Origin of the sequence: Arthrobacter sp. H35-D1, assembly GCF_030063185.1 — a bacterium.
In the GTDB taxonomy this organism is placed as follows: domain Bacteria; phylum Actinomycetota; class Actinomycetes; order Actinomycetales; family Micrococcaceae; genus Specibacter.
In genome coordinates this window covers 1-16,304 of record NZ_JASISP010000037.1, presented here as the reverse complement: position 1 = coordinate 16,304, position 16,304 = coordinate 1, and the positions used below count along the sequence as shown (strand labels likewise).

Annotated in this window: 21 protein-coding genes; 6 read left to right on the top strand and 15 right to left on the bottom strand. The window is 64.2% G+C overall.

What is annotated here, in order from left to right; translation table 11 throughout:
* The 5 genes from QMG25_RS20680 to moeB form a co-directional block, all read right to left on the bottom strand.
* On the bottom strand, positions 1-366 hold a 366-nt coding region (locus QMG25_RS20680; protein ID WP_502866456.1), incomplete at its 3' end, for a helix-turn-helix domain-containing protein.
* Positions 367-649: 283 nt separating this feature from the next.
* On the bottom strand, positions 650-1,063 hold the full coding sequence (locus QMG25_RS19570) for a hypothetical protein (protein ID WP_283462768.1): 414 nt from the start codon (positions 1,061-1,063) through the stop codon (positions 650-652).
* On the bottom strand, positions 1,060-1,899 hold the full coding sequence (locus tag QMG25_RS19565) for a DNA/RNA non-specific endonuclease (protein WP_283462767.1): 840 nt from the start codon (positions 1,897-1,899) through the stop codon (positions 1,060-1,062). The genes QMG25_RS19570 and QMG25_RS19565 overlap by 4 nt, the downstream gene beginning before the upstream one ends.
* Before the next feature lie 121 nt (positions 1,900-2,020).
* Positions 2,021-2,191, bottom strand: a complete 171-nt coding sequence (locus QMG25_RS19560) for a hypothetical protein (protein WP_283462765.1) — start codon at positions 2,189-2,191, stop codon at positions 2,021-2,023.
* A 113-nt stretch (positions 2,192-2,304) separates the two neighbouring features.
* Positions 2,305-3,504, bottom strand: coding sequence for a molybdopterin-synthase adenylyltransferase MoeB (moeB, locus tag QMG25_RS19555; RefSeq protein WP_283462764.1), 1,200 nt, complete (start codon positions 3,502-3,504; stop codon positions 2,305-2,307).
* A 107-nt stretch (positions 3,505-3,611) separates the two neighbouring features.
* On the opposite strand from moeB, the gene QMG25_RS19550 reads away from it, so the two are divergent.
* The 3 genes from QMG25_RS19550 (at position 3,612) to QMG25_RS19540 (ending at position 4,877) form a co-directional block, all read left to right on the top strand.
* Complete coding sequence (locus QMG25_RS19550) at positions 3,612-4,250, top strand: TetR/AcrR family transcriptional regulator (RefSeq protein ID WP_283462763.1); 639 nt, start codon at positions 3,612-3,614, stop codon at positions 4,248-4,250.
* 62 nt (positions 4,251-4,312) lie between these two features.
* Positions 4,313-4,537, top strand: coding sequence for a DUF3107 domain-containing protein (locus tag QMG25_RS19545; protein WP_283462762.1), 225 nt, complete (start codon positions 4,313-4,315; stop codon positions 4,535-4,537).
* Between the two features lie 34 nt (positions 4,538-4,571).
* Positions 4,572-4,877 (top strand): hypothetical protein, encoded by a 306-nt coding sequence (locus QMG25_RS19540; protein ID WP_283462761.1) that lies wholly within the window; start codon positions 4,572-4,574, stop codon positions 4,875-4,877.
* Positions 4,878-4,982: 105 nt separating this feature from the next.
* Here QMG25_RS19540 and QMG25_RS19535 read toward each other — a convergent pair whose 3' ends face one another.
* From QMG25_RS19535 to thiO, 4 genes are all read right to left on the bottom strand, one after another.
* A complete protein-coding gene (locus QMG25_RS19535; RefSeq protein WP_283462760.1) occupies positions 4,983-5,303 on the bottom strand; it encodes a 4a-hydroxytetrahydrobiopterin dehydratase in 321 nt (106 codons plus the stop codon).
* 66 nt (positions 5,304-5,369) lie between these two features.
* The gene (locus QMG25_RS19530; protein WP_283462759.1) at positions 5,370-6,230 is read right to left on the bottom strand and encodes a thiazole synthase; all 861 of its coding nucleotides are present in this window, start codon (positions 6,228-6,230) and stop codon (positions 5,370-5,372) included.
* Between the two features lie 46 nt (positions 6,231-6,276).
* On the bottom strand, positions 6,277-6,516 hold the full coding sequence (thiS, locus tag QMG25_RS19525) for a sulfur carrier protein ThiS (RefSeq protein WP_283462758.1): 240 nt from the start codon (positions 6,514-6,516) through the stop codon (positions 6,277-6,279).
* Entirely contained in the window at positions 6,513-7,832 is a 1,320-nt protein-coding gene (gene thiO, locus QMG25_RS19520; RefSeq protein WP_283462757.1) for a glycine oxidase ThiO, read from the bottom strand. Before thiO ends, thiS begins: the two co-directional genes overlap by 4 nt.
* A gap of 134 nt (positions 7,833-7,966) precedes the next feature.
* Between thiO and thiE the strand changes: the two genes are divergently transcribed.
* Positions 7,967-8,647, top strand: a complete 681-nt coding sequence (gene thiE / locus QMG25_RS19515) for a thiamine phosphate synthase (RefSeq protein ID WP_283462756.1) — start codon at positions 7,967-7,969, stop codon at positions 8,645-8,647.
* 60 nt (positions 8,648-8,707) lie between these two features.
* Here the strand turns inward: thiE and QMG25_RS19510 are convergent, their stop codons facing one another.
* Entirely contained in the window at positions 8,708-9,457 is a 750-nt protein-coding gene (locus QMG25_RS19510) for a TetR/AcrR family transcriptional regulator (protein WP_283462755.1), read from the bottom strand.
* Between the two features lie 136 nt (positions 9,458-9,593).
* Between QMG25_RS19510 and QMG25_RS19505 the strand changes: the two genes are divergently transcribed.
* Positions 9,594-10,541 (top strand): NAD-dependent epimerase/dehydratase family protein, encoded by a 948-nt coding sequence (locus tag QMG25_RS19505; RefSeq protein WP_283462754.1) that lies wholly within the window; start codon positions 9,594-9,596, stop codon positions 10,539-10,541.
* Here the strand turns inward: QMG25_RS19505 and QMG25_RS19500 are convergent.
* Positions 10,519-11,025, bottom strand: coding sequence for a MarR family winged helix-turn-helix transcriptional regulator (locus QMG25_RS19500; RefSeq protein WP_283462753.1), 507 nt, complete (start codon positions 11,023-11,025; stop codon positions 10,519-10,521). The genes QMG25_RS19505 and QMG25_RS19500 overlap by 23 nt on opposite strands.
* Before the next feature lie 73 nt (positions 11,026-11,098).
* On the opposite strand from QMG25_RS19500, the gene QMG25_RS19495 reads away from it, so the two are divergent.
* The gene (locus QMG25_RS19495) at positions 11,099-12,565 is read left to right on the top strand and encodes an FUSC family protein (RefSeq protein ID WP_283462752.1); all 1,467 of its coding nucleotides are present in this window, start codon (positions 11,099-11,101) and stop codon (positions 12,563-12,565) included.
* Positions 12,566-12,609: 44 nt separating this feature from the next.
* On the opposite strand, the gene QMG25_RS19490 is transcribed toward QMG25_RS19495, so the two are convergent.
* The 4 genes from QMG25_RS19490 to QMG25_RS19475 all read right to left on the bottom strand — a co-directional run bounded on the left by QMG25_RS19490 (position 12,610) and on the right by QMG25_RS19475 (position 16,026).
* Entirely contained in the window at positions 12,610-13,599 is a 990-nt protein-coding gene (locus QMG25_RS19490) for an LLM class flavin-dependent oxidoreductase (protein ID WP_283462751.1), read from the bottom strand.
* Between the two features lie 121 nt (positions 13,600-13,720).
* Entirely contained in the window at positions 13,721-14,779 is a 1,059-nt protein-coding gene (locus tag QMG25_RS19485) for an FAD-dependent oxidoreductase (protein WP_283462750.1), read from the bottom strand.
* A gap of 40 nt (positions 14,780-14,819) precedes the next feature.
* Positions 14,820-15,236 carry a DUF2809 domain-containing protein gene (locus QMG25_RS19480; RefSeq protein ID WP_283462749.1) on the bottom strand — a complete coding sequence of 139 codons (417 nt, stop codon included), beginning with the start codon at positions 15,234-15,236 and terminating at the stop codon, positions 14,820-14,822.
* A 43-nt stretch (positions 15,237-15,279) separates the two neighbouring features.
* Complete coding sequence (locus QMG25_RS19475; RefSeq protein ID WP_283462748.1) at positions 15,280-16,026, bottom strand: DUF4113 domain-containing protein; 747 nt, start codon at positions 16,024-16,026, stop codon at positions 15,280-15,282.
* Positions 16,027-16,304 lie beyond the last annotated feature (278 nt).

Here is a 16,304-nt window from a genome sequence, read left to right as displayed (position 1 = left end):
CACCCCGGACTTCGCCGCCATCGACCGCACCGACCACTGCGTGGCACCCGCAGGCTTGGAAAACCGTGTCAACTCCACGATTTCAGCGATCTTCGACTCCGGAATCACCGGCTTACGCCCCCGCCCCGGCGCGACTGCTCCGAGTTCCTTCAACCCCTCCTGAGCGAAACGCTTCCGCCAAGCACGCACAGTGGCCGAAGAAACACCAGCCACCCGAGCAATCCACCCATTAGCTAAACCTTCAACGGCCATCAGCAACACCTGCGCCCGCCGCACCTGACGATGAGAAACAACCTGAGACTGGGACAAGACCCCCAAGACCTCACCCCGGGCATCACTAAGCTCCAGTGCACGGACTGGATTCATCATAAAACCAGCTCAACACTCAAAACGTAAACTATTTTAGGGACACACCACTAGGAGCCGAAGAGTTTCCTGCTAATCTTCGCGAAAATACCGGGCTCCTCCGACGGATCAATAACACGCCGTTCCACGGAAAAGTCCGTTCCTTGGTCCGTGACGGGTAACCACCTGTTCCCCCACACAACACGCCCCAACACCGAATCATAGACAGGCGGCTCCGCACCCTCAGCCCGCAGAATCTCCCACATCCACGCAGGAATATTCTCCCGAGTCCGAGGAAACGCAATTAGGTCCTGCTGAACACTCGCAGCAATAAACGGAAAAAAGTTAGCCAGCTCGCCAGTGCTAGTGACGGGCACAAGAGGGCGATAAGCAACACTGAGCTCACAAGGACCCCCGGACGAAGAGCCACCTCAGCCGTCGTCCAGGTCCCGCACCGCAAAAAATAACTCTCCACACGCACTTCCGCCAGCCAATCATAAATAAATTCACGACCGAAATCGTTGCCGAATTCAGGGCCGCCCCAACGGTGACCGAACTGAAGCTTTTCAGTTCGGTCAGTTGTGTCCCAAAACATTCGCGAGGTGCTGAGGACCAAATCAGCGTCTTCACCAATACCCCCAGCCTCAAAAGCCTCAGTCTGCAAAACAGCCAACCCCGATTTGACAAGTTCTGTATCAATAAATGGACCAATCCTCACGAGATGACTCCGATCTCTGATGGAAGATTACTGAATGACTTTTTCACGAGTTCTGCACCGTCGAAGGCAAATCCTATTTCGAATTTGCTCGGCAGCCCGACCCTGGTTCCCGGAACCGCGTCGAGACCCAGCTTCAAATTGTCCGCCTGCCCAGTCTCAAGGCGCTGCCGCACCTGCGCCGCAAGCTGATTCTCCAACTGATAGAACGCCTGCCCCTGCGCATTCGGCGCACCTGCACCACGATTCTGAAAAATATGCTGGGCCAACAGATTCCCCGACTCACCCGGACCACCAAACAACGAACGAATCAAACGCCCGCCCTCACAACCGGGACCACCAACCTTGATCCCAGCCATAATCTGCCGATAAAATTTACGATTGATATTCCCCTGAAACAGACCATGAACCTCCGCCGTGACACTCACCGGCTTCGCAGACCCATCCGTAAGAATACTAAAATGATTCCGCCCACCCCCAGGCAACGCCACATCAACGTTGTACCTCACACCCGGCTTCAAGTTGTTCAACTCCGGCGGCCACGCAGTCTTCACACCACCAAAAGTATCGACCCGCGTGACCTTCCCAGCCCCGTCAGTGAAATACTTCTGGACGCTTGGCACTGGATTGCCTGTTACAGGGTCCATCTGGAGGCGGCCCTGAACGACGTAGGCCGTGTTCGGTTTCAACGCCGCCGAGTCCATGAAACTCTCACGGCGTGAATGCGGGAAATCGAGGTTCTTGCGCGTCAAGATGACAGTGTTCTTGATATTCTTGATGTTCTTGGGCTGCGGTAGTCCCTTCCGCCCCGCTGCAGCGAGATCGTCGGAGACTTTCACTGGTGTGTGCGCATTGTTGATCTTTGACGCATTATCTTAAAGACCGTCCGCGAGCCGCGACGAACCACCACCGCCACGAGCCATCACCCGATCAGGAGTGACGTTCACCACTGGTCGAACATCATTCAACATCATTCAACATCATGTGAGTATTGCGCGCAGCACCTGCGAGCCCGTCAAGGGCCGGTGCAAGAGCACGTATCTGGACTGCAGCAGGGAGTTTTGCCGCACTGTTTGCCAGGCTGAACTTGATGCCATCAAGGTTTTTGAGCACCTTGGTGGTAGTCCCCATGCTGCTTGGGCCCACATTGGGTGAGCCGCCTTGCGAGGGAAGGGACCATCTACCTGAATCCGGATGGATCCCGTGGCGGTGACATGTCCGCCACGGGCCGCCCAGCGTGCCGTTTATCCTTGTGTGGGATGTTTGTCGGTGGCAGCCCAGGCGTCCATGCCGCCGTCAAGATGCACGACGTCGGTGTAGCCCGCCGTGCGCAGGCTCACCAGGGCTTGGGCCGAGCGGGTGCCGGCCTTGCAATGCAGCACCAATGGCACTCCCTGCGGCACCTGTTCCAGTGCCGTCCCGTCCTTGATGCCGGCCAGCGGAATCAACACCGACCCGGGGATCCGGGCGATCTCGAACTCCACCGGCTCGCGCACATCTATCAAGACAAAGTCGTCCCCGCCCTGCTCCCGCTCTGCGAGACGTTCGGCGAGCTGCCCGACAGAGATGAGGTCGGCGTCGTCCTCGTTGTGGGCCACGATGCCGCAGAACACTTCGTAGTCCACCAACTCGGTGATGGGCTCCGCCGCGGGGTCCTTGGCGATCCGAATTTCACGCCAGCGCGAAGTGAGGGCGTCGAAGACCAGGAGGCGACCGAGCAGGGACTGGCCAATGCCCGTAATCAACTTGACCGCTTCGGTGACCATCATGGCCCCGATGGACGCGCACAGCATGCCGAACACGCCGCCTTCGGCGCAGGACGGCACCGTGCCGGGAGCCGGCGGCTCGGGATAGAGATCGCGGTAGTTGGGACCGAACTTGTCCCAAAACACGCTAATCTGGCCGTCGAAGCGCAGAATGGAACCCCACACATAGGGCTTGCCCAGCAACGCGGCCGCATCGTTGACAAGGTAACGGGTGGCAAAGTTGTCCGCCCCGTCCAGAATGATGTCGTAGTCGGCAAAGAGGTTCAGCGCGTTGGAGGAGTCAAGGCGCACGTGGTGCAACACCACGTTCACGCCCGGGTTGATGTCCAGGATGGAGTCCTTGGCGGATTCGAGCTTGGTGCGGCCGATGTCCGCCACCCCGTGGATCACCTGGCGCTGCAGGTTGCTCAACTCCACGGAATCGTCGTCGATGATGCCCAACGTCCCCACTCCCGCAGCCGCCAGGTATAGCAACGCCGGCGATCCCAACCCGCCGGCGCCGATGACAAGGACGCGGGCGTTGCGCAGCCGGCGTTGGCCCACCAACCCGATTTCCGGAATGAGGGCGTGGCGGGAATAGCGTTCAAGTTCCTCCGCGGCCAAGGGTGGGCCCGGCTCCACCAGAGCTGGCAGGGAGGCCGCCGTCGTGGCGTTCAAGGGCTGAATCAGGGAAACCATGCTTCTTAATCTAGCCCTGCTTGCCCCCGATGGCGCATTACGCACGGGTAGAATGACACAAACCGGCCCTTTAGCACCCCGGGGCAACGGAGAGGAAGGCTGTCGTCATGACTTTGGAACCGTCTGCCAAGGAACGTCCCGCCGCAAAAAACACGCCGTCCCGCCTGCCCCGCGATGAACGTCGAGCGCAATTGCTGGCCTCCGCACTGGAAGTCTTTGTCAACCACGGCTACCACGGCGCTGCCATGGATGAGATCGCCGAAACCGCCAAGGTCAGCAAGCCCGTGCTGTACCAGCACTTCCCCGGCAAGCGGGAACTGTATTTGGCGCTGTTGGACAGCCATCTTGAGTCGCTGACCGCAATGCTCGTCGAGGCGCTGAGCTCCACCGCCGACAACAAGTTGCGCGTGCAGGCCACGATGAAGGCGTATTACACGTTCATGGCCAATGACGACCAGGCCCACCGGCTGGTTTTTGAATCCGACCTTGTCAACGACCCCGACGTTGCCGCCCGGCTGGAAAACTTCAATGCCAACTATGCCAATGCGATTGGCCAGGTCATTGCCGAGGACACCAAGCTTTCCCCCGTCGAGGCCACACTGCTGGGGCGCGCGCTGGCTGGCATGGCCCAAGTCAGCGCCCGCTACTGGCTCGAAGCCAAGGACCAGCTGGACATCGATGTGGCCAGCGACCTGGTTTATCGTTTAGCTTGGCGCGGAATTAGCCGCTTCCCCAAGGAATCCTGAGCCGCTGCCCCTACAGTGGTTTGTACATACCTTTATCGCAAGTTTGCACCAAGGAGACAACAGTGGAAATCAAGATCGGCGTCCAGAACGTAAGCCGTGAAATCGTCCTTGAATCCGAACAAAGCACCGACGACGTCGCTGCCCTGGTTTCGGAGGCACTGTCCAAGGGCACGGAGCTTCGTCTTAAGGACGAAAAGGGCCGCGTGCTGATTATTCCCGGCAATGCCTTGGCGTACGTTGAATTGGGCGGCGAAAAGGCCCGCGGCGTTGGATTTGGCGCTCTTTAAGCGCACCTTAGCCAGATAAGAGAGAAGAATTTCCATGGTCGCGTTGATTGTTATTGCCCTCTGCTCCGGCGCCCTGGGCGCCATCGCCTGGGCAGTGGACAAGCACCGCACCACCTTCGGCGCGGTGCTTCCTGCCGGCATGGCCGTGGCTGCGTCCCTGCTTGTCTGGATCATCACCATGGCCGTGGGCCTGGGCAATGACAGCGCCACCGCATGGATCCCGTGGATTCTCTCCATCGTGGTGGGCGGTGCTGCGGCCTGGGCCACGGCTGGATTTGTGGGCCGCACCCGCCACGCCCACCAAGTGCGGCAGACCACCGCGATATTGCACATGCACTGACACAACTGCACTGGCCCAACACGCAAAAACGCACCTTCGCCGCATATGCGGGCCATGGCAGCTGCCCATATGCGGCGAAGGTGCGTTCATGCGGAAAATGCCCAGTTACCCCTGCGCTGCCACGGCTCCTGCTTCCTTCGCTGCTGCCGAGATCCCCCGCGCCAGGGCGATGTCCCGTGCGGTGACCTGGCCGCTGGCGTCGTGCGAACTTGTCGCGATGTTCAAGGTGTCATAGCGCCAGTCCACATCGGGGTGGTGGTTGGCCTGCTGGGCCAACTCCCCAATGGCGGCGAACAGGGCCAAGGCAGCGGCCGACGTCGGACACTTCAGTTCCGTGCGCAACTCGCCTGTGTAGCGCCACAACGGCATGGTGGCCAGCTCGGCCTCGATCTTGCTGCGGGTTAAAACATCATCGGGAACAGCCATGGCAAGCTCCTTTGCCCAGTTATGGCAGCCGTGCCTGCACGACTGCGTACCAATACGAACGCGTACTTAAACGTCGGGGCGGCCCTCCATGGCCGAGGACGCCAACGCGTGCTGGCGCTTGGGAATGCGTCCGCCCTGTGCTGCCAGTCTGCCACCAATGACAGCGTGTTTAAAGGCCTGCGCCATGAGCACCGGATTCTGGGCCCGGGTTACGGCGGTGGCCAGCAGCACGGCGTCGCAGCCCAGCTCCATGGCCAACGCAGCGTCCGAAGCCGTGCCAATGCCGGCGTCGAGCACCACGGGAATACCGGCACGGGCAACGATCAACTCGATGTTGTGCGGGTTCAAGATGCCCAGCCCGGTGCCGATGGGCGCACCCAGCGGCATGACCGCAGCCACGCCGAGCTGTTCCAGGCGAAGTGCCAGGACGGGATCGTCGTTGGTGTAGGCGAAGACCTTGAAGCCACGGTGCACCAGCTGTTCGGTGGCCTCAACCAGTTCCAGCGCATCAGGGAGCAGAGTGTGCTCGTCCGCGATGACTTCCAGTTTCACCCAGTCTGTTTCCAACGCTTCGCGGGCAAGCTCAGCGGTCATGACGGCTTCGCGGGCCGTGAAGCAGCCGGCCGTGTTGGGCAGGACCTTGATGTTGTTTTCAAGCAGCAACGCGAACAGGTTCGTGTCGGCACTGCCAGCGCCGTCCACGGCGTACCGGCGCATGGCCACCGTTGTCAGTTCGGTGCCGGAGGCCGTGAGCGCGGCTCCCAGTCCGGCCAGGCTCGGTGCCCCTCCGGTTCCCATGATGAGGCGCGAGCCCAAGGCGACACCGTCGATGACAAGCGCGTCGTTGGGCTGCCCCTCACTGGCCAGTGCGTCGTTGGGCTGCGCGTCGTTGCGCAGTTCGTCGTTGCGGACAAGGGATTCAGTCATGGCTTTTCACTTTCGACAGGTGGTGGGTGGAGATGCTGTGCATGTCTTAGCCGCCTTGGACGGCCGTGACTATTTCAAGGTCGTCGTTGGGTTCAAGTGCGGTGGCCGACCATTGGCTGCGCGGCACAATGTCGGCATTGCGGGCCACGGCCACGCCGAGCCTGCCGCCGTCGGCTGCCTGGCCGGAGGGCAGCAGTGCCCTGCCGGTCATGGCCGAAACCAGTGCGGCCACGGTGGTGCCGGCGTCGCAGTTGTGCGGTGCGCCGTTGAGTTGGATGGTGTTCATGGGTTCTCCTTGCTGTGCTGGTTGTCTGTCGGGTCGCTATGTTGGCCGATGCTGTCGGCTGGTTTGAGAGTGGGGGAGAATCGGTCCGGGCGGAACGGCTGCCACGCGAGGTCGGTGATGTTCCCCAGCAATTGCCGGGCGACCAGCGCCGCAATGGGCATCAGCAGCACGCCGTGGCGGAAGAAACCCGTGGCGATGATGAGCCCGGCGATGTCCCTGCCGTCCAGGCCGGCCACGCGTCCCAGCAGTGGGGCGTTGTCCGGGGTACCGGGCCTGGCACGGGCTGTCATTTCCAGCAGTTCCAGTTCGGCGACGGCCGGCATGAGGACCTGGGCGTCCCGCAGGAGCTGGTGGACTCCCCCGGCACTGACACCAGCCGATCCGTCTTCACGGCTACTGGCGCCGATCACCACTGTGCCGTCCCCGCGCGGAACAATGTAGACGGGCAATCCGCGCACCAGGCCGCGGATGGTGGCCGTGGTGAGGGGTCGCAGGTGCGCCGGAACCCGCAGTCGCAGAATGTCGCCGTGGACTGCGCGCACGGGAAGCACCAGGCCCTCCGGCAGTCCGGCCAGCTGCGGCGCGCCGAGCCCGTTGGCCACAATGACTTCCCGGGCGTGGATTTCGGTTCCGTCGGCGAGTTGCACGCCCGTTACGGCTGAGTGCGTGTTCCCTGCTTCGGCGTGCAGCAGGCCGGCGGCCGTCTGGGGCACTAGCGTCTGTTCCGGTTCGGTCCTGCCCTGCTCGACGGCGGAGCGCAGGAGTTGGGTGCGCAGGGCCCCGGCCATGGCGCGCGGATCCACCTGGTGGTCCGCCTCCACCCTGTAGGCACAGGAGATGTGCGGGCCCACCATGGGTTCGGCGGCGCGGGCCTCGCGAATGGTCAAGGGCACCACGTCCAGGCCGTGCCGAAGTTGGACGTCCCGGAGGTCCGCCAAGGCTTTCCTGTCGGCCGGGTCCGCCCCGAGGACAAGCGTGGGGGACGTGTTGAAGCCGGTTTCCACCTCCGCCGGCAGCGAGGCCATGAACTCCGGCCAGCGGGCTGCCGAGGCAAGCGTCAGCTCCAGCAGCGCTTCTTCCTGATAGTGGAGTTCGCTGACGGGGGCCAGCATTCCGGCCGCGGCGAAGGTGGCTCCCGAGGCGGGAGCAGGGTCGATGACGGTGACGGTGCGGCCGGCCCGTTGGGCTTCCCAGGCAATGCCGAGGCCCACGATTCCGCCGCCAATGACTGCCACGTCTGCACTCGCCGCGTCGGCACCCGTCACGTCAGAGCTGGGCGTTCCAATGGTCGAAAAATCCTGCACAGTGCGCGCCATCAGGGTCTCCTTCCCTACGCCGGTATGAGCCGGATCAGGTTCCACGCCCACTGGGGCGTCTTTCGGTCGGCACATTTCGGCGCCCTCTCAGCCAGCTTCACTGGCTCCCGCGGTACTGCATTAGTCTATGAGACATGAGCCAAACTTCTGCCATCCATGACAAAACACCCACAACGGACGCCCCTTCCCTTGACACGGCCAGACTGTACCTGTGTACCGACGCCCGCGAAAAGCAGGGGGATTTCGCCGACTTTTTGCGCGCCGCCTATGCCGGCGGCGTGGACATCATCCAGCTGCGCGACAAGTCCCTGGAGGCCGCGCAGGAGCTTGAACTGCTGGCCGTGTTGAAGTCCGTCGCGCAGGAATGCGGCAAGTTGTGGGCCGTCAATGACAGGGCCGACGTCGTCATGCTCAGCGGCGCTCCCGTGTTCCACGTGGGCCAAAATGACCTGCCGCTGCCTGCCGCGCGCTCCCTCGTGGGCCCAGGAACGGCCATGGGCCTGTCCTGCCACGACCCTGCCCAGGCATCCGCCGCAGCTGCCAACCCCGACGCCGACTACTTCTGTGTGGGGCCGGTGTGGGCCACCCCCACCAAGCCCGGCCGGGCCGCCGTGGGGCTTTCCCTCGTGGAACACGCCGCGTCGCTAAACACTGCCAAGCCGTGGTTCGCCATTGGCGGGGTGGAGCTTTCCACCGTCGATCAGGTGGTTGCCGCCGGGGCGTCGCGCATCGTTGTGGTCAGGGCCATTACCGCAGCGGAAGATCCGACGGCGGCCGCACAGGAACTGCTTTCCCGCCTGCCTGCGCTGGGGTAGCTTTTGCGACGGCGCAGCCTTCACGGCCAGCGTGTCCTGATGCTGGCTGGGGGCGGGGTGCTAGCGGGTGCCCGGGTGCCGGAGTCCCAGGATGTGCGCCAGGGAGTCCAAGTGGAGTTCAAAGAGTGCTGCCGGGTCCGCGAAGGTGGCAGCCCCGTACTGGCCAAAGACTTCAAAGTTCACGGCACCGAAGAGCGCCGTCCACACCAGGATGCCGCGCGCCAGGACGGCGTCGGGCACCTCCAATGCCAGTTCCTCGCGGACAGCGGCAAAGTTCGCGGCTGGTGCCTGGGCCGGCGCCTGGCCGGGCCGCCGACCTGGAGTTTGGCCGGGCGTCTGGCCGGGCATTTGATCGTCAAGCACCCCGGCCTTGTAGGCATCTTCGATGAGGCGCACCAGCCGCAGCACAACCCGCGTGCCCGGTTCCGTGGTCTGGGCAGCCGGAGCCTCGTATCCTGGCACGGGTGCGCCAAAAAGCAGGCCGTAACGCGCGGGCTCGGCCAGCCCCCATTCCCGCACCGCCCGGCCCAAGGCCCGCCATTGCGCTGAAAAATCATCGCTCGGCACGCTGTCCACCGCCTGGTCCACGGTGTCGCCCAGCGCGTTGTAGCCGTCAACCAAAAGCAGCGTCAGCAACTCGTCCCGGCTCGCCACATACCGGTAAACGGCCGATGAGACCACGCCCAGCTCACGCGCCACGGCCCGCATGGACAGCCCTGCCGCACCGTGCTCGGCCAGTTGCGCACGCCCGATGCTGAGAATCTCCGCCATGGTTTGCGCCCGGGCGCGCTCCCTGGGTGTTTGTGTCATGGCACCATCATTCCGCGTAATCGAGACTGCCGTCAACTTAAGTGAGCACCGCTCTTGACTTGTGCAGGGATAGCATCCGACACTTAATGCGAGAGCATCGCTCTCTCATTATTGGAACTTCGAAACTGAGGGCATCATGGAAACTATCAAGGTTGTCACAGGGGCAGGTCCCGTCGGCTGGACGGTCGCAACGCAGCTTGCTGCATCAGGCCACCGGGTGCGCATTCTTACCAGGTCGGGCTCGGGCCCCGAGCACCCGCTGGTTGAGAAGCGCTGCGTGGACGTTGGAGATGCGGCACAATTCCGGGATGCCCTGGCCGGGGCGGATGCGGTATTTCATTGCATTCACGGCTCCACCTACAGTGCGGAAGCCTGGCGCCGGGAGTTGCCCGGCGCCGAACAAACCGTGCTGGACGCGGCAGGCGAGGCGGGCGCCGTCGTGGTTTTCCCGGAAAGCCTGTACTCCTACAGCACCCCCTCGCGCGTCATGGACGAGAACAGCCCACGCCAGGCTGCCGGTGGCAAGCGGGGCGTCCGCACCATGTTGTTGCAGGCGCGTGCGGCGTCGCCAACGCGCACCGTGAGCGTGGTGGCGTCGGACTTCTTTGGCCCCAGGGTGCGCAATGCCCACGCCGGCGAGCGCATGGTGCCGCGCATCCTGGCCGGCAAGGGCTTGCAACTGCTGGGGAACCCGGACATCCCGCACACCTTTTCCTATGTGCCGGATCTGGCAGCCGCCATGATTCTGGCCGCGAAGACCCCCGTGGCGTGGAACCAGGTGGTGCACGCCCCCAGCCTGCCGGCGGTGTCCCAGCGCGAGCTGGCAGCGGCCTTCGCAGCGGCGGCAGGGGTTCGGCTGCCGCGGGTCGGAACCATTCCAGGCTGGGTTGTCAGGGCCGCCGGCCTTGTGTCCCGGGACATGCATGAGCTGGCGGAGACCCTGTACCAATTTCAGGAGCCGTTCGTCATGGACTCCACAGCCAGTGCGGCGCTGCTGGGACTGACACCCACGCCGCTGGAACGCGCGGCGACGGAGACGGTGGCCTGGTGGCGCAGCCCCGCTAGCGTGCCGCTTCCACGGTGAGGGCCACTTTGCGCAAAAGTGCCGCCAACTGGGCTTCCTCCTTGGCGCTGAGGCCAGCCAGCATGTCGCGGTCCCGTTCAAGGAATTTCGGGAATTCCCGGTCCACAAGCTCCTTGCCCAACGGCGTCAACTTCATCAACACCACCCGGCCGTCATGCTCCCAGTGCAGCCGTTCAATGAGTCCCCGCTTCAGCAACCGGTCGGCATTTTTGGTGGTGGAGGCGCCGCTGAGCATGGTGGCCGAAGTAACTTCACTGGCCCTCATGGGTCCGCCGGCACGGGCGAGCGTGCACAGGACGTCGAATTCAGCCCGCGTCACGCCGGCAGGAGCCAGGTCCCGGCCCGCCCGGTGGGAGGTGAGGGCCCCGATCCGCCCGATTCTGCCCATCACCTCGATGCTGGAAACCTCCAGCTCCGGACGGGCCTGCGCCCAGCCTTGGCGCGCTTTGTCAACAAAGTCGCCCATTTCATCCCCTGCACCCATGGATCCAGTGTAGAGACGACTCTCACACGCCTCGAATATATTTTACTAGTAAAATATATAGTAGTGTTTAAAGATGACCACAACCACCCGAATTCGCCATTCCGGCACCGCCTTGGCCCATGCAGCCTCAGCCACCACGTGGCGGAACTCGATGAGATTGCGTCCGGCCGACGCCGTCTTCGTCCCGTCCATGAAGGTGGGAATCACGGCAACTGTGGTGCTGGTGGCCGGAGGGCTGACGGGCCAGCAGCACCTTGTTGGACTGGCCGCACTGGGAGCCCTGGTCTCCGCATTTGGCCGTTACCAGCCCTATGGCCGGCTGGCCCGGCAACTGGCCATGGTGGCGGTGAGCCTGCTGGTCGCTACCGGGGTGGGCGCCCTGATGGGCGCAGCAGGAGTTGCGCCGTGGCTGGCCATGGTGGTGCTTTCGTTGATCGCCGGGCTGGCCTCCCACATCTTCCACGCCTTCAAGATCACCGGACCGGGGGCTGTCATCCTGGTCTTTGCCGCCTCCGCCGGCACCAGCACGGCCCACTCCTTCGCCGACGTTGGCCCCGTCCTGCTGGCAGTGTTCCTCGGCGCATTGGTCGGCTGGCTGGTTGCCCTGGCACCGGTACTGTTTTTCCCCATGGGACCGGCCCGGCTGGCCACGGCACGGGCCGTTGGCGCGGTGGTCCGGTGGGGAGGACATCCCGGCACCGCCACGGAAGCCACTGGACTGCGCGGCTCGGGCTCGAGGGACGCTGGGCTGCGGGAAGCGGCACTCCGAGCCGTGGACACGGCAAGGGATTCAGTGGCCATCAGCGCCACCAGCCAGGTTCCCGGCAAAAAGCGAGCCGCCGTGCTGGCCCGTCATGCCCACGCGCTGGAGCTGTTGCTGGCAGAAGCCTCCGCCGTGCTGGGCACCGCGGCCCCGTCGGCGGAAAGCCTGGAACGCCTGGCCCGGCACGAAGCCACGCTTCGCAAAGTGCGCGGCCTCGCAAAAACCAGCCCCGGGCGGCAATCGCACCCGGCCCCGGTGCGGCCCCGCCTGTTCCCGACTGCCCGCACGGCCCTGCTGTCGAGAGACTCGCTGAGCCAGGCGCTGCGCATGGCTGCTGCGTCGGCGTTGGCCGGGTGGGCCGCCGTCGTGCTTGGCCTTGAACACCCGCTGTGGGCGTCGATGGGTGCCGTTGCCGCGTTGCAGGGCCTAAACTACAGCATCACCGTTCAACGCTCCATCCAGCGCTTGGTGGGCAATGTGCTCGGAGCGGTGGTGGCGTTGGCCCTGTTGTCGATGCCCTTGGGGTTCTGGCCGGCCGTGGCCATGGTCATCGTTTTTCAAGTGCTCGCCGAACTGCTCGTCATGACCAACTACACGCTGACCACCATCGTGGTAACGCCGATGGCGCTGATCATGACGGGACTCGGCACCCAGTTGGCACCCGAAGCGGCGTTTGTCCGCGTGGGCGACACCCTGGTGGGGGTTGTTATTGGCATCCTGGTGGCGGCGTTGAGCATCTCCCTCTCAGACCGCCACCATCTCGGAGCCCGCGCCTAGATTCGGGCAACTGCTGCCTTTCGGGCAACCCCCACTCCGGGCAGCTACTGTGCCGCGGGGAGCTCCATGGCCTGTGCCAGCAGCTCGAAGCTGCGCTGCCAGGCTGCACGGCCGGTGATCTGGGAAGCCACGATCAGCTCGTCGGCGTCGGCCTTGGCGGCAAACTCCTCAAGGTAGGCGCGCACCACCGGCTTTGTTCCCACGGCCGAGTACCGGCGCATGTTCAGCACCTGCTGGCCTGCCGGGGACTCCAGCAGGAGATCGTACTCGGCGTCGGTGAAGCTGCGCCCCGGTGCCACAAGCGCCCCGGCCATGTTGCGGTTGGCCGTCAGGGCCAGTGCGTCGGCTTCCTCTTCGGTGTCGGCCACGATGGCGTTGACGCCGGCAATCACATACGGTTCGGCCAGCGCTTCGGAAGGCTTGAACTCGCGGCGGTAAATGCGCACGGCGTCCTCCAACGCCTGCGGGGCAAAGTGCGAGGCAAAAGAATAAGGCAGCCCCAGCGCCGCCGCCAGCCGAGCCCCAAACAGCGACGAGCCCAGGATGTAAACGGGCACATTCGTGTCCTTGCCCGGGTAGGCATTCACGCCCGAGATGCGGCTCTGGCCGGCAAAGTAGGCCTGCAGTTCCTGCACATCGGACGGGAACGTGTCTGCAGCAGACGGATCCCGGCGCAGGGCGCGCATGGTGTTCTGGTCACTGCCTGGAGCCCGGCCCAGGCCCAAGTCGATGCGCCCCGGGTGCAGTGTCTCCAGCGTGCCGAACTGTTCGGCAATTTGCAGCGGCGAGTGGTTGGGGAGCATGATCCCACCGGCACCCAGGCGGATGGTGTTGGTGTGGGCAGCCACGTGGGCGATCAGCACGCTCGTTGCGGAGGAGGCGATGGAGGGCATGTTGTGGTGCTCGGCATACCAAATGCGCGTGTACCCCCACCCTTCGGCCTGCTGCGCCAATTCCACGGATGAACGGAAGCTGGCGGCGGCCCCGTCCGTCCCGATGTGGGCGAGGTCAAGGATGGAAATGGGAAGCGTCATGGGTGCTGCCTTTCTAAGTAGTCATTGGCGCCAACCTGCTTTGGGCCGTGGATATTTCCGCCTGTGGGCGGCGCCACTCCCCGACTGCCCCGATCGGCCCGGGACTATCAAGCCGAGTCCATCAGGCAGGGACGCTGAGCCGGTCCAGGGCTGCGAGCGCAGCTGCGCGTCCGGCCCGGTTCGCACCCAAGGTTGAAGCCGAGGCGCCGTAGCCCACCATGAGCAGCCGCGGCTCCCGTGACACCTTGACCCCGTCCATGACGATCCCGCCGCCCGGTTCTCGCAGTTTCAGTGGCGCCAAGTGGTCAAGCGCCGCCCGGAAGCCGGTGGCCCAGAGGATGGAGTCTGCGGCAAAGGTGGTGCCGTCCTTGAACACCGCCCCGTCGAGGGTGAGTCGTTCCAGCGGTCCTCGGGAAAGCAGCGTTCCTGCCGCAATACCGTTTTGGTACTGCCGTGTCAGCGGAATGCCCGTCACGCCCACCACACTTAGCGGCGGCAGGCCGGCGGCGGTGCGTTCATTGACGCGAGCCTCAATGTCACGTCCCCAATCCTGCGTGAACTCGCCGGTCTTGAACTCGGGCTGGCGACGGGTGGACCAAGCTGTCTCGACACCGGCTTGTGCCAGTTGCAGCAGGAACTGCACGGCCGAGGTGCCGCCGCCCACCACCAGGACCCGTTGGCCGGCAAAGTCGGCCACGGACCGGAAGTCGTGGGTGTGCAGCTGCTTCCCTGCAAAGGTCTCCACGCCGGGGTAGTGCGGCCAATGCGGCTTGTCCCAGGTGCCGGTGGCGTTGATGACAAGGCGGGTGGAGAAGGTGCCGGTGTCCGCCTCAACCAGCAGGCCGCCGTCGTCCGTGGGGAACGGACGCACGGCCTTGACCTTCACTGGCCGGCGCACCGGCAGCGAGAATTCGTTTTCGTAGCGGCCGTAGTAACGGGACACGACGGCGGAGGCGGGCTCGGCGGGGTTGACTGCGGGAAGCTTCATGCCGGGGAGGCCATGAATGGCGTGCGCGGCGCCGAGGGTGAGTGCGGGCCAGCGATGCAGCCACGCGCCTCCGGGGGCCGGATTGGCGTCAAGGACCACACAGTCCGTCCCTGGCCGCAACCCGTGCCTAGCCAAGTAATAGGCGGCCGACAATCCGGCCTGCCCTGCACCAACAACCACTACATCTTGCATTCTTGCCTCCTTGTGTGAGGCAACGGGCCTCATCCGGGGGCTATTCCGGCTGTGCTGCACGCCACTGGGCCGCGCGCTGGGACAGGGCCGCATCCGCCATCCACACCACGGCGGCGCCCACCGCGTAGGCCACCAGGTCCAGCGCGGAGAAAGTGGTGCCAAAGACCAGGCGCGACGGCGGGAAGCTCACCGCCAGCTGAGCGGGGACGCCCGTCAGCTGGGCAACTTCAATGAAGGCGCTGATGCCGAAGGCTGCGAGCGCCACCCACATTTTTCGGGCTGCGGGAAGGGCGAGTGCGAGCAGCAGATAGACCAGCCCGGTGAACAAGGCGTCGGTGATCAGGCTGGAAATATCTCCCGGGACAAAGAAGTGCAGCACCAGCCCGAGAACAGCCACGTCGGTTGCGGCAAAGAGCAGCGCAAGGCGCCGAGACTTGGGAGTTTGCACAAATGCCATGGGCTCGAGCCTAGCGGGGCAGGCGTCGTCGCGGCCGCAGGCCTCAGGCGCGTACGACCGGCAGCTCATCCCACTCGGTGGTGTAGCGAGGCGAGCTGTGTTCGCGTTTCATGGACCAAGCTGCTGGTGCGGCCAGACCGCCCACACCGATGCCGATGGCCAGCGCCCCAAAGCGGCTGCGCACCTCCCCCATCACGCCTCCCATATCTGCCTGGTTGCCGTCCTGGCTGCCGGCTTGGTTGAAAATATCAAGCATTTCCGGCCCCACCGACGGCTCCAGGCCGTGGAACATGACCCCGGCCCGCAGATAGGAAGCCCCCTCGACAGCGCCTTGGGCCATGGCCGCAACGGCCGCGCGCACCAACACGATCGGGTCGCTGGTCGGTGCGGCGAAGCGGATGGTGGCGGCAGGAAAACTGCCCTCCCCCGCTGCAAACCGGCTGGTTCCCGCCGTCACTGTCATGGAGGAGGCGGAGAGTCCGGCCTCTATGAGCCGGGCTGCGCCACGCTGGGCATACACGCCCGCAACCTCCTCCATCCCGGCCACCGTGGTGACGGGTTCGGAAAAGCTGCGTGAGAACATGATCTGCGCCTTGTCCACGCGTTCTTCGCTGTGCGGAATACACTCTGTTCCGTTGAGTTCAAGAACGGTGCGTTGAAGCACCACGGAGAACTTCTTCCGGATCAGGGCCGGCTCCGCCGCCTTGAGGTCGGCGATGCTCTCAAGACCCATCAGCTTCAGCCGCGCAGCCGTCTTGGCGCCCACTCCCCACAGCCCCGAGGCAGGCACTCACTGCTGAATGTAGTCGACCTGCCCCGCCGGCATCGCATCCAGGGCACACACCCCTCCCAACGCCGGGTTCTGCTTGGCTATCCTGTTGGCGAACTTCGCCAGGGTCTTGAACCATGGATTATTGTATTAAATGCAACTGGATACTCGTCTCTGGGGTATTCAGCTGACCGGCCTAGCTTGATGTCCGCCAGGGCCGGCTGACGGCGGGGAATTCCAGGCTTGGAGTGTGTTCGCCGCCGGTAGGCGGGATCGGGTGGGTTGCTTTGGGCCAGGGC

Excerpts from the sequence above, each read along its gene's own strand:
- QMG25_RS19535 (WP_283462760.1), bottom strand. The coding sequence starts at position 5,303 with ATGGCTGTTCCCGATGATGTTTTAACCCGCAGCAAGATCGAGGCCGAG.
- QMG25_RS19550 (WP_283462763.1), top strand. The coding sequence starts at position 3,612 with ATGACTTTGGAACCGTCTGCCAAGGAACGTCCCGCCGCAAAAAACACG.
- thiO (WP_283462757.1), bottom strand. The coding sequence starts at position 7,832 with ATGGCGCGCACTGTGCAGGATTTTTCGACCATTGGAACGCCCAGCTCT.
- QMG25_RS19480 (WP_283462749.1), bottom strand. The coding sequence starts at position 15,236 with ATGGCATTTGTGCAAACTCCCAAGTCTCGGCGCCTTGCGCTGCTCTTT.
- QMG25_RS19560 (WP_283462765.1), bottom strand. The coding sequence starts at position 2,191 with ATGGGGACTACCACCAAGGTGCTCAAAAACCTTGATGGCATCAAGTTC.
- QMG25_RS19505 (WP_283462754.1), top strand. The coding sequence starts at position 9,594 with ATGGAAACTATCAAGGTTGTCACAGGGGCAGGTCCCGTCGGCTGGACG.
- QMG25_RS19490 (WP_283462751.1), bottom strand. The coding sequence starts at position 13,599 with ATGACGCTTCCCATTTCCATCCTTGACCTCGCCCACATCGGGACGGAC.
- moeB (WP_283462764.1), bottom strand. The coding sequence starts at position 3,504 with ATGGTTTCCCTGATTCAGCCCTTGAACGCCACGACGGCGGCCTCCCTG.
- QMG25_RS19510 (WP_283462755.1), bottom strand. The coding sequence starts at position 9,457 with ATGACACAAACACCCAGGGAGCGCGCCCGGGCGCAAACCATGGCGGAG.
- QMG25_RS19500 (WP_283462753.1), bottom strand. The coding sequence starts at position 11,025 with ATGGGTGCAGGGGATGAAATGGGCGACTTTGTTGACAAAGCGCGCCAA.
- QMG25_RS19495 (WP_283462752.1), top strand. The coding sequence starts at position 11,099 with ATGACCACAACCACCCGAATTCGCCATTCCGGCACCGCCTTGGCCCAT.
- thiS (WP_283462758.1), bottom strand. The coding sequence starts at position 6,516 with ATGAACACCATCCAACTCAACGGCGCACCGCACAACTGCGACGCCGGC.
- QMG25_RS19530 (WP_283462759.1), bottom strand. The coding sequence starts at position 6,230 with ATGACTGAATCCCTTGTCCGCAACGACGAACTGCGCAACGACGCGCAG.
- thiE (WP_283462756.1), top strand. The coding sequence starts at position 7,967 with ATGAGCCAAACTTCTGCCATCCATGACAAAACACCCACAACGGACGCC.
- QMG25_RS19485 (WP_283462750.1), bottom strand. The coding sequence starts at position 14,779 with ATGCAAGATGTAGTGGTTGTTGGTGCAGGGCAGGCCGGATTGTCGGCC.
- QMG25_RS19540 (WP_283462761.1), top strand. The coding sequence starts at position 4,572 with ATGGTCGCGTTGATTGTTATTGCCCTCTGCTCCGGCGCCCTGGGCGCC.